Genomic DNA, 15,267 nt, shown 5'->3' with positions numbered 1-15,267 from the left:
CAATCAGCGTTTATGACGGTGCGTCAGGCAGCTATGCGCGCACGGGGCGTGGGGGCGTCGGGCGGCCCCGCGGAGTCTCCGTGCGGCGGGCGGCCCACGGCCGCGGCGCGTCGGGTGTCGCGGTCGGTCACAGGTCGCGCTCCACGGCCCGGCCGGCGTCCAGGACGAGGCGCAGGAGGGCGTCGACGTCGCGTTCCGTGGCGTGCGGGTTGAGCAGCGTCAGCTTCAGCCGGACGCTGCCGGGCCCGGACCCGATGTCGGTGCGGCCGACGACCGCGCGGCCGTCGGCGAGCAGCGTGCGGCGCAGTTCGGCGTTGACGAGGTCCGAGCGGCGTCCGGCGGGCTCCGCGGGGTGCGGGTGCGGCACGTACCGGAACACGACGCTGGTGAGCACCGGTTCGGCGGTCAGCTCGAGGGCGCCGGGGCCGGGGTCGCGGTCGATGCGCTCTCCCGCGTAGCGGGCGAGTTCGTGGCAGCGGTCGACCATGGCGCCGAGCCCGGTGCGGCCGAGGGCGCGCAGCGTGACGGCGATCTTGAACGCGTCGGCGCGGCGCGTGGTGCGCGGCGAGTGGCCGAGCAGGCTGGGCAGTCCGGCCTCTTCGTCGTCGGCCGGGTTGAGGTACTTGGCGCGCTGGGTGAGCGGCGCGAACAGCGCCGCGTCGCGGACCAGGAACACCCCGGCGGCGACCGGCTGCCAGCCGAGCTTGTGCAGGTCGAGGCCGACCGAGTCGGCGTACGCGATGCCGACGAGCAGCGGGGCCAGCCGGTCGGAGAACAGCGCGCCGCCGCCGTACGCGGCGTCGACGTGCAACCAGGCGCCGTGTTCGCGCGCGACATCCGCGCAGGCGGCGAGCGGGTCGACGGCGCCCAGGTCGGTGGTTCCGGCGGTGGCGACGATGACCGTGGGCCGGTCGTTGGCGGCGCTGACGCGGCGGCAGACGGCGTCCAGCGCGCCCGCGTCGAGCCGGTGGTCGGTGCCGGTGGCGACGGGGACGACCGCGTCGTCGCCGAGGCCGAGCAGTGCGGCGCCGCGGCGCACCGAGAAGTGCGCGGCCTCCGAGCACAGCACGCGGTGCCGGCCGACGCCGGGGCCCGTGCGGTCGCGGGCGAGCAGCAGGCCGAGCAGGTTCGACTCGGTGCCGCCGGTCGTGATGGTGCCGGACGCCAGCTGCGGGTTGAACCCGACGAGTTCGGCGAGCGCCGCGACGACCTCGGTCTCCAGCGCGGTGGCGGCGGGGGCCTGGTCCCACGAGTCGAGCGACGGGTTGAGCGCGGACGCGACCAGGTCGGCGGCGACGGCGACGGCCAACGGCGGACAGTGCAGGTGCCCGGCGCAGGCCGGGTCCGCCGGGTCGGTGGCGCCGTACGCGAGGACGTGCGTGAGCGCCGCCAGGGCCTCCCGCTCGCCGGAACCGTGGCCGGGCAGCGCGGTCCCGCCGAGCGCCTGCCGCACCGCGGCGTCCACGGCCGTCGGCCCACCCGCGGGAAGCGGCCCGCCCCGGTCGCGCGCCCCGGCGGCGAGCGCGCCGAGGACCGTCCCGAGCAGCGCCCCGAGTTCGTCGGCCCCCCGGACGCCGCCGGCCAGCGCGGGATAGGACGCGGCGGGATGCGGCGGCACGGCACCGGGCGCGGGGGCCGGGGCCGCGGCCGAAGCCGGGACGGGAAGACCCCGGGGCGAGGGCACGGGCTCCGACACGATCACTGGACACCTCGCACGACGGCGACCGGCGCGGCCACCGCGTCCGGTACGGCGATCACACGTTCCCCGTGGACACCCGCACTCCCGGCGCGGACCCCCGTGCGGCCGACGGCCACCCGCACACCGAACCGGCGTTCACGACGCCCGCTCGCCGACCCGGGCCGCACCCCGCAGCCCGGAGAAGGCTCCACGACCGCCGGTAGCCCACACACCTGAAGCCCCGCGCGGGCGGCGACCGCCGGCGCGCGGAACCGGCGTTCGCCGTTCGGACCCACCGCTCCCCCGCCGTTCACTCCGGCCTCCTCTGCGGCGCGACGGCGCCCTGCGGGGCTCCGTCCGGGCCGGGCTCGTACGGGCGTTCGGCCGTTTCGGCGTTACCCCCGCCGGGGTCTCCGCACTCCGTCGCGCGGACGCGGGACGGGCGGGACGGGCACGGCGCCACGACACCGCGGCCCGGCTCGGCGCGGACGGCCGCCAGCGCGGCGGGCACCGCCTCGGCGAGGCGTTCGAGGACGGCGTCGGCCTGGGCGTCGGTCATGGTCAGCGGCGGCAGCAGCCGGACCACGGTGGAGTGCCTGCCGCCGAGTTCGACGATGAGCCCGCGGTCGAGCGCGGCCGCGCGGACGGCGGCGGCGAGTTCGGGCGCGGGCGGGCGGGCGCCGTCGGCGCCGGGTCCGGCCTCGGGGTCGACGATCTCGACGCCGATCATCAGGCCGCGGCCGCGCACGTCGCCGATCGCGGGGTGCTCGTCCATGAGCCGCCGCAGCCCGGCGGTGAGGTGCGCGCCGACGCGGGCGGCGTGTTCCTCGAGCCGGTTCCGGCGGATGTGGCCGATGGTCGCGGTGCCGGCGGCCATCGCCAGCTGGTTGCCGCGGAAGGTGCCGGCGTGCGCGCCGGGCCACCAGCGGTCCAGGTCGCCGCGGTAGACGATGACGGCGAGCGGCAGCGATCCGCCGACCGCCTTGGAGATGACCATGACGTCGGGCACGACCCCGCTGTGTTCGACGGCCCAGAAGGCGCCGGTGCGACCGAGTCCGGTCTGCACCTCGTCGACGATGAGCGGGATGCCGCGCTCGTCGGTGATGCGCCGCATGTCGCGCAGCCAGGCGTCGGGGGCGGGGATGACGCCGCCCTCGCCCTGCACGGCCTCGACGATCATCGCGGCGGGCGAGGCGACGCCGCCGGCCGGGTCGTCGAGCAGGGTCTCGGTGTAGCGGGCGGCGAGCCGGGCGCTCTCGCCGCCGCCGACACCGAACGGGCAGCGGTACGCGTACGGGTAGGGCAGCCTGGTCACTTCGTCCGCGCCGGGGCCGATGGCCTCGCGGATGGCGGTGTCGCCGCTGACGGCGAGGGCGCCCGCGGTCATGCCGTGGTAGGCGCCGGTGAACGCGAGGACGCCGCGCCGCCCGGTGGCGGTGCGCACGAGTTTGAGCGCGGCCTCGACGCCGTCGGTGCCGGCCGGCCCGCAGAACTGGATGCGGGCGTCGCGTGCGAACTCCGGCGGCAGCGTCTCGAACAGTGCTTCGACGAAGCGGTCCTTGACGGGGGTGGCGAGGTCGAGGACGTGCAGCGGCGCCTCGGCGTCGAGCACCGCGCGGATGGCCTCGAGCACCACGGGGTGGTTGTGGCCGAGGGCGAGCGTGCCGGCGCCGGACAGGCAGTCCAAGTAGCGGCGGCCGTCGGCGCCTTCGATGGTCATGCCGCGGGCCCGCACGGGGACGATGGGCAGCGAGCGGGCGTAGGTGCGCGCGGAGGACTCGCGGCGGGACTGGCGCTGGAGGATCCCGTCGCGCGGGTCCACGGGCCCGGTGTCGGCGGGGGCGCCGGGCGGCGCTGCGGCCGGTGACCCGCGACCGGCCGCGGCGGCGTGCGCCGCGTGGTCGTCGGCCCGGCTGAGTGCGGCGGTCATGGACAGGCCTCCAGGTGCGGTGCGGGTGCGTGGCGGCGGACACGGCGAACGCACGTGCGCTCACCGTGGGTTAGGTAAGGCTTACCTGAGGTTCGTCACCTATCGCAACCATTGCCACCGTTTCGAGTGATCCGTCCCGCATGCCGCGAACCGGACGAAAAGGCCCAACCGCCGCGGTCGCCGACACCGCGCGCGCCGCCCGTTCCGCGCCCTCTGTCCAACGATCCGAGGGCACCGCGAACACGGCCTGAGGGACCACCTTTTCGGCACGGCGCGCCGCTAGGGCATAGTGACCGTCAGTCAGCCGCGCCGGGTCGCGGCCGCACACATGCGCGACTACGGGGAGGTCGATGCGGGTGACGCGTTCGGCGCGCACGCTTCTGATCGCCCTGGTGGTCACCACCGCGCTCCTGGTCGGCGGCACCGTGATGGCGCTGTCCGTCGGGTCGGGCCGCGACACCGCGGCGTTCGACAACAGCGCGGGACGGCCGCCGTCCGACCCGGCCAACAGCCTCGCCTACGGGGCGTTCGGCGATCCCGGCGATCCGACGCACTGGACGCCCGAACGCATGAGCCAGGCCCGCGCCCGCGACCCGCAGGTCGTCGAATCCCCCGGCGCCCCCGGCCCGTTGCCGTCCACACCGCCCCGCTCCCCCGGCGCCACACCGTCGCCGGGCGGCTCCGACGGCCCCGCGGGCCCGCTCGCGCCACTGCCCGACGCGGTCGCCGAGGCCAAGCCGCCCGTCGTCAACGCCACGCCGGTCGCGCGCCCCTACGACACCGACGCCGTCACCGGCAAACTGTTCTTCGACACCCCCGACGGCCCGTCGGTGTGCACCGGCACCGTCGTCGCCGACCCGCGCAACCCCGGCCGCAGCAACCTCGTCTGGACGGCCGGGCACTGCCTGCACGGCGGGCGCGGCGGCGGCTGGTTCAAGAACGTGCAGTTCGTGCCCGCGTTCAACAGCGGCGGCCACGCGACGCTGGCCAACCTCAAAGACCCGGGCCCCGTCTCGCCGTTCGGCCTGTGGTGGGCCGTCGACGCCGCCACCTCGCAGAAGTGGAAGGACGGCGGCACCGGCGGCGCCTCCCCCGCCAGCGCGTTCGACTACGGCGTCGTGCGCGTCCGCAACCCCAACGGCTCCCCGCGCAGCCTGGAGGAGGTCGTCGGCCGGGCCATCCCGCTGTGGTTCGACGCGCCGCGCGAGCTCCCGCAGGTGTGGGTCTACGGCTATCCGCAGGACGCGCCGTTCAACGGCCTGACGATGTTCCGCTGCGAACAGGACCCGCGCCGCATGACCGTCGACCCCAACGCGCCGCCGCTGGTGCGCATCGGCTGCACGATGACGGGCGGCGCGAGCGGCGGCGCGTGGTACGCCAAGAGCCCCGACGGCCGGTTCAAGCTGATCGCCAACAGCGCGCTCGGCGGCGCCGACCACAGCTGGCTCGCCGGCCCGTACCTGAGCGCGGACGCCCGCGCCGTGCTGGACACCGTCAAGCGCTAGCCCGCCGGCCGTCGAAGCGGCCCGGAAACGGTTACGGCGGGCCGCTCCGACCGGGAATCCGGAAGGGAGCGGCCCGCCGTCACAAGCGGGCCGTACGAAACGGGCGTCAGTGGTTGGCGACCGCGAAGTCCTGCAGCTCGGCCGCGAGCACCGCACCGACCCGGGCGCGCAGCCACGTGCCCTCGGCCCGGTGGTCGCTCTCCAGGAGCTCGCCGCTCGTGTGCACCTTGGCGACCAGGTCGCCGCGGTGGTACGGGACGAGCGCCTCGACCTCGACCTCGGGCCGCGGCAGTTCGTCGTCGATGAGCGCCAACAGCTCGTCGATGCCCTGGCCGGTCTTGGCCGACACCACGACCGCGTGCGGTTCGCGGCGCAGCAGGCGGGCCAGCACCAGCGGGTCGGCCGCGTCCGCCTTGTTGACGACCACGATCTCCGGCACGTTCTGCGCGTCGACCTCGACGAACACCTCGCGGACCGCGGCGAGTTGCGCCTCGGGCTCGGGGTGCGAGCCGTCCACGATGTGCAGGATGAGGTCAGCGTCCGCGACCTCCTCCAGCGTGGAGCGGAACGCCTCGACCAGCTGGTGCGGCAGGTGCCGCACGAAGCCGACCGTGTCGGCGAGCGTGTAGAGCCGGCCCGACGGGGTCTCGCTGCGGCGCACCGTCGGGTCGAGGGTGGCGAACAGCGCGTTCTCCACCAGCACGCCCGCGCCGGTGAGCCGGTTCAGCAGCGAGGACTTGCCCGCGTTGGTGTAGCCGGCGATCGCGACCGACGGCACCTTGTTGCGGCGCCGCTCGGCGCGCTTGGTGTCGCGCGCCTTCTTCATGTCGGCGATCTCGCGGCGCATCTTGGCCATCTTCTCGCGGATGCGCCGCCGGTCGGTCTCGATCTTGGTCTCACCGGGACCGCGGGTGGCCATGCCGCCGCCGCTGCTGCCGGAGCCGCCGCCGCCCATCTGGCGGGACAGCGACTGACCCCAGCCGCGCAGGCGCGGCAGCATGTACTGCATCTGCGCGAGCGAGACCTGCGCCTTGCCCTCACGGGACTTGGCGTGCTGGGCGAAGATGTCGAGGATGAGCGCGGTCCGGTCGACGACCTTGACCTTGACCACGTCTTCCAGGTGGATGAGCTGACCGGGCGTCAGTTCACCGTCGCAGACGACGGTGTCGGCGCCGGTCGCGACGACGATGTCCCGCAGCTCCCTGGCCTTGCCCGAACCGATGTAGGTCGCGGGGTCCGGCTTGTCGCGGCGCTGGATGACGCCGTCGAGGATCTCGGATCCGGCGGTCTCGGCGAGGGCCGCGAGCTCCTGCATGGAGTTCTCGGCCTCTTCGACGGTGCCTTCGGTCCATACACCGACGAGCACCACGCGCTCCAGGCGGAGCTGGCGGTACTCGACCTCGGTGACGTCGGCGAGCTCGGTGGACAGGCCCGCCACGCGGCGCAGCGCCTGGCGGTCGGCGAGGTCGAACTGGTCGCCGTCGTAGCCCGCGCCCACAGGACCGGACCCGGCGCCGTCGCCCGCTTCGCCGTCGTCGAATCCGTCAAGGTCCAGGTCGTCGAAGAGCTCGACCGCGGAGTCGTCGTCGTACGGGGAGCGATCGTATGCAGAGGTCATATTGTCCTGTCCAACGCGGCGCCGGCCTGGGTTCTTCCTGGCGCCTGGATTATTCCGTCACCTCGATCGTGCCACGCGCGGCGCGCGCATGGCACCCGGGTTTCACGGCGCCGCGGCGGGTCGGACACCCGGCCGGGACGCCGGGTCAGGACGCCCCGCCGGTCAGGACGCCAGGACGCGCGCCTGTCCCGCCGTCGTCCGCACGGTGACCTTGTGACTGCTGTTGGCGTCCTTGGGCACCTTGACGTCGGTGTCGCCGATGGTCGCGTCGACGTCGACGTTGTACGACTGGTTGCCCGGCACCCGGACGGTGGCCCGGCCCGCGGTGGTCTTCGCGTCCACGGAGTCGGGCGCGGCGGTGAAGCCGAGGTCGAGCGACCCGGCGGAGGTGCGGGCGACGGCCTGCTTCGCGGTCAGGCCGGTGCCGGTGAGCTTTCCGGCGGTGGTGCTGGCGTCGATGGCGCCGGACAGGCCGGTGAGCTTGACCTCGCCCGCGTCGGTCTCGACGTGTGCGGCGGTGCCGCGCGGCACGATGACGTCGTAGGAGACCCAGCAGTCGCTCTTGGCGCACTTGTAGTCGAGCTTGAGGGTGCCGTCGGTGACGTTGTGGCTGGTGGTGGGCTCGGTGCCGCTCTCCCAGTGGCGGTTCTCGGTGACCTTGACGGCCTGCACGTCCTGCTCGGTGACGGTGACCTTGCCCGCGGTGGTGACGACGGAAAGCTTGGTCACCTTGCCGCTCACCTCGTACGCGTTGGTGTTGCTGTTCTCGGTGTCCGCGTCGACGTCGACCTTGCAGGCGACGAGCATCACGGGCGCGAGGACGAGCGCCGGTATGAGGACGGCGAGCCTGCGGCGCCGCGCGGACGAGCCGGGGGCCGGCCACGTCGCGGCGCCGTGGTGGCGGGGTCGGGGCGGCTGCGGGGACTGCGGGGGCTGCGCGGACATCGGGGGTGCCTCCTGGCGGGGTATGCGGCGGTCCCTCCACGGTAGGTCGGTGGACGTCCGCCGCACCTCGCCCGAGGGACCGGCTCGCGCGGTCCTCCCCACGGGGGATACCGGCCCGGTCGGAAGCGACTTTCTCCGGGTTCCCCCTGACAGGGTTCAGACGAACGGGGGTTGACGCTCAGCCGGAGACGTGCGTCAGCGCCGCCTGGGCGAGTTCGGCGAACTCGGCGCACTCCGCGTCGTCCAGGACGGTGTAGGCCGCGGCCACGAGGTCGTCGGTCAGCTCCTCGGCCTCGGCGCGGCGGGCGCTCAGCTCGTCGTCGAGGACCGGGAACGGCTCGGCCCAGCCGAAAAACTTGATCATCCCCTCGTTCTTCCGCTCGCCGATCTGCGCGTCGAGCGGCGCGATGCGCAGTGCCTTGAGCGCCAGCGCGTGGACGTCGCTGCGGTGCTCGCGGAGCGTCTGGAGGTGGTGCATGGCGGCGGCCGGGGCGTCGTCGGCGACCGGCATGGCGCGCCAGCCGCTGGACAGCGGACCGGTGACGCCCAGGTCGTTGGCCTCGGTGATGGCGCCGGCCAGGGCGGCGAGGCGGTCGACGCCCGGCAGGTCGGCGAGCTTGGCGCGGCCCCACGCGTGGCAGCACTCGGCGTACGCGGCGGCGGCGTCGCGCACCGGCCCGATCTTGGTGACGGCCGCCCACATGGTGCCGAGGGTGGCGGGCTCGAAGTAGTGGAAGGCGTCCACGACCTCGGTGTCCGAGGCGTCGCCGATCACGCCGCCGCGGCCGGCGATGTAGAACTGCAGTCCGTCGTAGCCCAGTTCGGTGCCGCGGGCGACGGTGGCCGGGTCGAAGAAGAACTTCGAGCCGACCTGCTGGACGGCGGGCTTGACCGCGAGCGCGGTGCTCCGCGCGACGCCGATGCGAGAACCGCTCATGACGACCCCTCCGATGCGCTTGTCTGCGTCAAGCGTTTGTAGCAGAGGGGGCCGAAGGGATGGGGTCACGGGGAGCCCTTGTGGGACGCGCCACAACGCGGCCCCGCCCGCGGCGCCGGGACACGGCCGGAACCCGGTCGCCGCTCAGCCGCGCAGGGTCAGCGCGTCCAGGTCGACCTCGCCGTCGGCGACCAGGGCAGCGGGGCCGGTCATCTCGATGTGCCCGTCGGCACGCTCGGTGATCACCAGGCGCCCGCCGGGCACGTCGACGGTGTACGTCGCGGGCAGCTCCGCACCGTCGCGCCGCGCCGCCGCGACCATGACCGCGCACGCGCCCGTACCGCACGACCGCGTCTCGCCCGAGCCGCGCTCGTGCACGCGCATCGCGACGTGGCCGGGGGCCCGGTCGACGACGAACTCGACGTTGACGCCGTCCGGGTACGCCGACGCCGGCGTGACCGGCGGCGCCGTGTACAGGTCGCCGGCCTGGTCGAGGTCCTCGACGAAGACCACCGCGTGCGGGTTGCCCATGTTGACGTTGACCGCCGGGCGCACGCTACCGTCCGCGAGCGCCACCTCGATGCCGTCCGAGCCGGGCAGCCGCGCGACGCCCATGTCGACGGTGACGTCGCCCTGCGCCGGGACGCGGACGTGCTTGATCCCGCCGCGGGTGGCGACCCTCAGCTCGCCGGGCGCGGCCTCGCCCGCGGCGACCAGGTAGCGGGCGAACACCCGGACGCCGTTGCCGCACATCTCCGCGATGCTGCCGTCGGAGTTGCGGTAGTCCATGAACCACTCGGCCTCGTCGGCCAGGTGCGCCGCCGCCGGGTCCTTGGCCGAGCGGACGACGCGCAGCAGCCCGTCGCCGCCGATGCCGGCCCGCCGGTCGCACAGCGCGGCGACCTGGGCGGCGCCCAGGTCCAGCGCGCCGTCGGGGTCGGGAACGATCACGAAGTCGTTCTCGGTGCCGTGGCCCTTGAGGAAACGCAGAGTGCTCACGCGTTCGATCTTACGGCCGGGGCTGCGGCTCCCGCCGGGCGGCGGGAGCCCGGCGGGAGCCCACGTTCGGGAGCACCGCGCGCCCGCCCCGCCCGGGCGCGCTCAGGCCGGGGTCACGTCGGCCACACCACCCCGGCCGAGCCGCCGCCGCGCCGGACCGGCTCGGCGACCGCCTGGATCCTGCCTCCCGGCAGGAACTCCAGCGCCGTGGCGGCGCCGATCTCCGGGTTGTCCTTCAGGACGTGCCCGCGGGCCTGCAACGCGGCCCGCAGGTCGGCCGGCACCCCGGGCTCGGCCTCGGTCGCGGCCCCGTTGCGCTGCGACAGCCGTGGCGCGGCCACCGCGTCGAGCAGCGACAGACCGCGGTCGACCCGCCCGACCAGGGTCTGCAGCACCGTGGTGATGATGGTCGCGCCGCCCGGGGATCCGAGGGCGAGGTACGGCTTGCCGCCCTTGAGCACGATCGTCGGCGACATGCTGCTGCGCGGCCGCTTGCCCGGCGCCGGCAGGTTCGGGTCCGGGACGCCCGGGAACAGCGGCGCGAAGCTGAAGTCGGTCAGCTCGTTGTTGAGCAGGAACCCGCGCCCGGGCACGGTGATGGCGCTGCCGCCGGTCTGCTCGATGGTCAGCGTGTACGCCACGACGTTGCCCCACCGGTCGGCGGCGGTCAGGTGCGTGGTCGACAGCCCTTCGTACGGCTCCGGCTCACCGGCGCCGACGGTCGTGCCGCAGCCCTCGTAGGGCGCCGTGGGGTCGCCCGGCGCGACCGGGCTCACCCCGGCGTGCGCGGGGTCGATGCGGCAGGCCCGCTCGTCGGCGAAGCCCTGCGACAGCAGGCCGCGCAGCGGGACGTCGACGAACGCCGGGTCGCCGACGTAGCGGTTGCGGTCGGCGAAGGCGAGCCGGGTCGCCTCCAGGTAGTAGTGCGTGGCCGTCGCCGCGTCCATGCTCTTCAGGTCGACGTTCTCGAGGATGTTGAGCGACTCCGCGACCGTCGAGCCGCCCGACGAGGACGGCGGCATGCCGTAGACCTGCAGGCCGCGGTAGTCGACGCGGGTGGGCTTGCGGTCGATCACCGAGTACGCGGACAGGTCGCGCTGCTGCATCAGGCCCGGGCGGAACACCCGGTCCGCGTCCGGCGCCACCGGGGGCGCCTGGACGGTCGAGACCACCTCGCGGCCGAGCCCGCCGCGGTACAGCCAGTCGACGCCCTCGCGGCCCAACTGCCGGTAGGTCCTGGCGAGGTCGGGGTTGCGGAAGGTGCTGCCGACCGCGGGCGGCGCACCGCCGGGCAGGAACAGGTCGCGGGTCGGCACGATGTCGTCGAACCGGGTCTGGTTCGCGGCGGTCTGCGCCTGGAACGTCGCGTCCACCGTGAACCCGCGCTGCGCGAGGTCGGCCGCCGGGTCGAGGGCCTTGCGCAGGCTGAGGGTGCCCCACGCGTCGAGCGCGTGCTGCCAGGTCGCCGCCGTGCCGGGCACGCCGACGGACAGCCCCGAGTTGACGCCTTGGTCGAACGGCAGCGGCTTGCCGGTCGCCGGGTCGATGAACGCGGTCTCGGTCATGCGCGACGGCGCGGTCTCGCGGCCGTCGATGGTGTGCACGGTGCGGGTGCGGGCGTCGTAGTAGACGAAGTACCCGCCGCCGCCGATGCCGGCCGAGTAGGGCTCGGTGACGCCGAGCGCGGCCGCGGTGGCGACCGCCGCGTCGACCGCGTTGCCTCCGCGGCGCAGCACCTCGAGGCCGATCCGCGTCGCGTCGGCGTCGACGCTGGAGACGGCGCCGCCGAAGCCGGTCATGACCGGGACCTTGGGGATGGCGCCGCTCGCCGCGGGATCGGCCGACGCGGCCGGCGAGGCGAGGACCACGAGCGCCGCCGCGGCCGCGCCCGCGACCCACCGGCGCACCCCCGGCCACGACCCCGCCCGGGAGCCCGGCCCGCGCCTGAACTCCCTTGCCCGTGTGGACGAACCGACCACGACGACCTCCCCCGGAACGCGACGACGACGGATCAACGGTGCCACCGGCGCCCCACCCGCCACAGCCGAAATCGAGGCACCGGGCGGATGTTCACCCGCATCGGGGTAGCCGAAACGACCGTTCGAACGCGATCGCCCGAACAGGCTTGCGGAAAACGGGGGTTGGATGAGGCGTGGGCGAAGTATTTCGCGGCGCGCGCCGGAGGCCGGCACACCGGGCGCGGCCGGCCCGGCGAGGGCCGCAGGGAGAACGCCGCGCGCCCGGCCCGACCGAGACGGCGCCCACCGATGAAGGACACTGCGACGTCGTCAACCTCCGGCGCGGCCGGGGCCGGGCCGTGCACCGTGCGCCGCAGCCACGGACGTCCCGCCGCGCCCGCCACGCGCCGCGCCGCGCTCGGGCGGCGGGCCAGGTCACGCGTAGACGCGTCGGCGCAAGCGCCGCCCGACGCGGACCCGCCGCCCGGCCGAGCCACGCGGGCAGGTCTGCGCGGCCCGGCCCCGGCGTCGGCCCCGGTGCTAGAACGCCACCTGCCGCAGGGCCTCGTCCACCAGGTCAGGGCGGTCGTACGCCAGCCAGCGGACGCGGGTGTCGCGGCGGAACCAGGTGTCCTGGCGGCGGGCGAAGCGGCGGGTGGCGCGGGCGGTGTCGGTCTTCGCGTCGGCCTCGCTGATCTCGCCGACCAGTTGCTGCAGGACCTGGGCGTAGCCGAGCGCGCGCGAGGCGGTGACGCCGTCGCGCAGGCCGTGCTTCTCGAGGGTGCGGACCTCGTCGACGAGCCCTTCGCGCCACATGCGTTCGACGCGCGCGTCGATGCGCTGGTCGAGCGTCGGGCGCGGGACGTCGACGCCGATCTGCACGCAGTCGTACACCGGCACCGGGCCCGGCAGGGTCGCGGTGAACGGGCGGCCGGTGATCTCGATGACCTCCAGCGCGCGCACGATGCGCCGCCCGTTGCTCGGCAGGATCGCCGTCGCCGCGGCCGGGTCGAGTCCCGCGAGGCGCGCGTGCAGCGCCCCCGATCCCTCGGCGTCCAGCTCGCGTTCGAGGCGCGCGCGGACGGCCGGGTCGGTGCCCGGGAACTCCAGGTCGTCGACGACGGCCCGCACGTACAGGCCGGAGCCGCCGACCAGGACGGGCGTGCGCCCCGCGGCCAGCAGCGCGTCGACGACGGCGCGGGCGTCGTGCTGGTACTCGGCGACGCTGGCGGTGCGTGTCACGTCCCACACGTCCAGCAGGTGGTGCGGGACGCCGCCTCGTTCGGCAACGGTCAGCTTGGCGGTGCCGATGTCCATGCCGCGGTACAGCTGCATCGAGTCGGTGTTGACGACCTCCCCGCCCAGCGCCCGCGCGAGCGCGACGCCCAGGTCGGACTTGCCGGCCGCGGTGGGCCCGACGACGGCGACGACGCGCGGCCGGGCACCGTCGGGTGCGGAGGCCTGCGGCCGGTCGGACTCGGGTTCGGGGAGGGATCGCGCGCTCACGGGACAAGTCTGCCGGAACTGCGGCTACCGCCCGTCACCCGATGCGGTACGGCCCGGTCCTGTCACATAACCGCTCCCGCGTCGCAGTCGTTGTCTTGCGGCACGACATGCACGTTTGTCACGTTCGACGTAGGGTCAAGGAGCACTAAATGGGCGTTTTCGACTGGTTCAGGCGTGGTTCCAGCCCGGCCGCCGCGCAGGACACCGTTTCCGCGGAGCCGGAGCAGCCCGGAAGCGTCGGGACCCTCGTCGAGGAGCGGCCCGCGACCGGGTGCTGCCTTCCCGCCCAGAAGTCGGACGGGTGCGAGGACGCGCCCGAGACCGCACCCGAGGCCGAGGCCGCGCCCGAGGCCGCGGACGGCGCCCCCGAAGCGACACTCGTACCAGTCCCCAGGCCGGCGTCCCCGGCCGGGGAGGCCGAAGGAGAGCAGGACATGGGTCTCTTGGACACCATCAAGGAGAAGCTGGCCCCGCACGGCGACAAGGCGTCCCAGGCCGTCGACAAGGCCGCGGACGTGGTCGACGAGAAGACCGGCGGCAAGTACGGCGACCAGATCGACGCGGGCGCGGAGAAGGCCAAGGACGTCCTCGGCATCGACGACACCCCCGACGACGCGCCGCAGGCCGCCGAGCCCGCGCCCGAGGCGGCACCCTCCGACGGCGAGAACCCGCCCGCCTGACGGAGTCCGTCCGACAGACCCGGCGTGGGGGGGGGGGCCGCCCGCCCCCCCCCCCGCCCGCCCCACCCCCGGGGGGGGGGCGCCCCGGGCACGCCCGGGGGCCCCCCGACGCGCGTTCTCGAGCTCAGCCGGTCAGTGCCACTCGGCGACGAAGTAGCCCACGCCGTAAGGGGCGTCGTCGTACGTCAGCCGCGCCGCCAGTCCCGCGCCGTCCGCCGCGCCCGCCAGGACCTGCCAGGCGGCCCGGCCCCCGACCCACAGTTCGTCGGACAGCTCGGGGTCCAGGCCGGCGAGCGCCTGCACGTCTCCCCCGCCCAGCGCGGCGGCCACCGCGGCGTCGTACGCCGCGGCCCGGTCGTCCAGGTACCCGGGCGCCTTCTCCGTACGGCACGCGGACCCGTCGCCCATCACCAGCAGCGCGATCCGCTCGTCGCCCGCGGCCAGTTCGGCGCCGGACGCCAGGCAGTCGGCGGCGTCCGCGTCCGGCGCGACGGCCAGGCCGGACACCGGCACCTCGACCGTCCCGCGGGCGAGCAGCCACGCGGCGACCGACAGCGACAGTGGAAGCGGCTTGCCGGCTCCCCCGGCGCCGAGGCGCACCGTGACGTCGACGCCCAGCGGCGCGAACGACCCGGTGCCGCCCGACGCGTAGTCGACCGACTCGGGGCCGGTCCCGACCACGACGACCCGGTCGGGACGGGCGGCGGCCAGCGACGCGACGGCGGCGTCGCACGCGGCACGCAACACGTCCAACTCCCCCGCCGCACCGGCGGCGAGCTCGGGGACCAGCAGGGGCGGATGAGGACACACGGCAGCGGCAACGAGCACGGCACGAGACTACCCGGCGTGATCTCATGGGCTCATGGCGCAGCTCACGATCATCCGGCACGGCGAGACGGAGTGGAGCCGCGACGGCCGCCACACCGGCCGCACCGACCTCCCGCTCACCCCCGACGGCGAACGGCAGGCCCGCGAAGCGGGACGGCTCGTCGCGGGGCGGCGGTTCGGCCTCGTGCTGACCAGCCCGCTGCAGCGGGCCCGCGACACCGCGGCGCTCGCCGGACTCGCGGACGCCGAGCCCGACCCGGACCTGATGGAGTGGGACTACGGCGGCTACGAGGGCCTGACGACGGCGCAGATCCGCGAGACCGTGCCCGGCTGGTACCTGTGGCGCGACGGGGTGGTCCCCGGCGACGCCGAGCACCCCGGCGAGCAGGCCGACAAGGTCGGCGCCCGCGTCGACCGCGTACTCGACCGCGTCCGCCCCATCCTGGCCGCCGACGAGGACGTCGCGCTGATCGCCCACGGCCACGTGCTGCGCGTGCTCACCGCCAGGTGGCTGGGCCTCCCGCCGACCGACGGCCGCCTGTTCGCCCTGGCGACCGCCGCCGTGTCAACGCTCGGCTACGAACACGGCGAACCGGTGATGACCGGCTGGAACCGCCAGGCCTGAGCGCGCCGGGCACGCCCGGCGTGATGGTCGTACCGGTTTTGTGCGCCCCCTGCGGCAG

The 15,267-nt window shown here is 75.1% G+C and carries 12 protein-coding genes; 3 read left to right on the top strand and 9 right to left on the bottom strand.

All coding sequences use genetic code 11. The features are described from left to right. Positions 1-127: 127 nt before the first annotated feature. Together QI554_RS21065 and QI554_RS21060 are read right to left on the bottom strand one after the other, a co-directional pair. Complete coding sequence (locus tag QI554_RS21065) at positions 128-1,618, bottom strand: pyridoxal phosphate-dependent decarboxylase family protein (RefSeq protein ID WP_281471715.1); 1,491 nt, start codon at positions 1,616-1,618, stop codon at positions 128-130. A gap of 370 nt (positions 1,619-1,988) precedes the next feature. After that, positions 1,989-3,608, bottom strand: a complete 1,620-nt coding sequence (locus tag QI554_RS21060; protein ID WP_281471714.1) for a diaminobutyrate--2-oxoglutarate transaminase — start codon at positions 3,606-3,608, stop codon at positions 1,989-1,991. Between the two features lie 350 nt (positions 3,609-3,958). Here QI554_RS21060 and QI554_RS21055 point away from each other — a divergent pair, with 350 nt between their 5' ends. After that, positions 3,959-5,113, top strand: a complete 1,155-nt coding sequence (locus QI554_RS21055) for a trypsin-like serine peptidase (RefSeq protein ID WP_281471713.1) — start codon at positions 3,959-3,961, stop codon at positions 5,111-5,113. Between the two features lie 106 nt (positions 5,114-5,219). Here QI554_RS21055 and hflX read toward each other — a convergent pair whose 3' ends face one another. From hflX to miaA, 6 genes are all read right to left on the bottom strand, one after another. Next, positions 5,220-6,731 carry a GTPase HflX gene (gene hflX / locus QI554_RS21050; protein ID WP_281471712.1) on the bottom strand — a complete coding sequence of 504 codons (1,512 nt, stop codon included), beginning with the start codon at positions 6,729-6,731 and terminating at the stop codon, positions 5,220-5,222. Positions 6,732-6,893: 162 nt separating this feature from the next. Beyond that, on the bottom strand, positions 6,894-7,676 hold the full coding sequence (locus QI554_RS21045; protein ID WP_281471711.1) for a DUF4097 family beta strand repeat-containing protein: 783 nt from the start codon (positions 7,674-7,676) through the stop codon (positions 6,894-6,896). A gap of 178 nt (positions 7,677-7,854) precedes the next feature. Next, positions 7,855-8,613, bottom strand: a complete 759-nt coding sequence (locus tag QI554_RS21040) for an SCO6745 family protein (protein WP_281471710.1) — start codon at positions 8,611-8,613, stop codon at positions 7,855-7,857. A gap of 144 nt (positions 8,614-8,757) precedes the next feature. Further along, positions 8,758-9,612 carry a diaminopimelate epimerase gene (gene dapF / locus QI554_RS21035; protein ID WP_281471709.1) on the bottom strand — a complete coding sequence of 285 codons (855 nt, stop codon included), beginning with the start codon at positions 9,610-9,612 and terminating at the stop codon, positions 8,758-8,760. A gap of 113 nt (positions 9,613-9,725) precedes the next feature. Further along, complete coding sequence (gene ggt, locus QI554_RS21030) at positions 9,726-11,519, bottom strand: gamma-glutamyltransferase (protein ID WP_281471708.1); 1,794 nt, start codon at positions 11,517-11,519, stop codon at positions 9,726-9,728. Positions 11,520-12,110: 591 nt separating this feature from the next. Then, positions 12,111-13,076, bottom strand: a complete 966-nt coding sequence (gene miaA / locus QI554_RS21025; RefSeq protein WP_281471707.1) for a tRNA (adenosine(37)-N6)-dimethylallyltransferase MiaA — start codon at positions 13,074-13,076, stop codon at positions 12,111-12,113. 149 nt (positions 13,077-13,225) lie between these two features. Between miaA and QI554_RS43405 the strand changes: the two genes are divergently transcribed. Beyond that, positions 13,226-13,756, top strand: coding sequence for an antitoxin (locus QI554_RS43405; protein ID WP_343230801.1), 531 nt, complete (start codon positions 13,226-13,228; stop codon positions 13,754-13,756). Positions 13,757-13,888: 132 nt separating this feature from the next. Here the strand turns inward: QI554_RS43405 and QI554_RS21015 are convergent, their stop codons facing one another. Continuing rightward, on the bottom strand, positions 13,889-14,584 hold the full coding sequence (locus tag QI554_RS21015; protein WP_281471706.1) for a class III extradiol ring-cleavage dioxygenase family protein: 696 nt from the start codon (positions 14,582-14,584) through the stop codon (positions 13,889-13,891). Between the two features lie 34 nt (positions 14,585-14,618). On the opposite strand from QI554_RS21015, the gene QI554_RS21010 reads away from it, so the two are divergent. Beyond that, complete coding sequence (locus QI554_RS21010; RefSeq protein WP_281471705.1) at positions 14,619-15,209, top strand: histidine phosphatase family protein; 591 nt, start codon at positions 14,619-14,621, stop codon at positions 15,207-15,209. Positions 15,210-15,267: the final 58 nt, after the last annotated feature.

Source organism: Yinghuangia seranimata, from assembly GCF_029953285.1.
Classification (GTDB): domain Bacteria; phylum Actinomycetota; class Actinomycetes; order Streptomycetales; family Streptomycetaceae; genus Yinghuangia; species Yinghuangia seranimata.
Note: the sequence above shows the minus strand (reverse complement) of the source record. Positions and strands in the feature narration are given on the sequence as shown.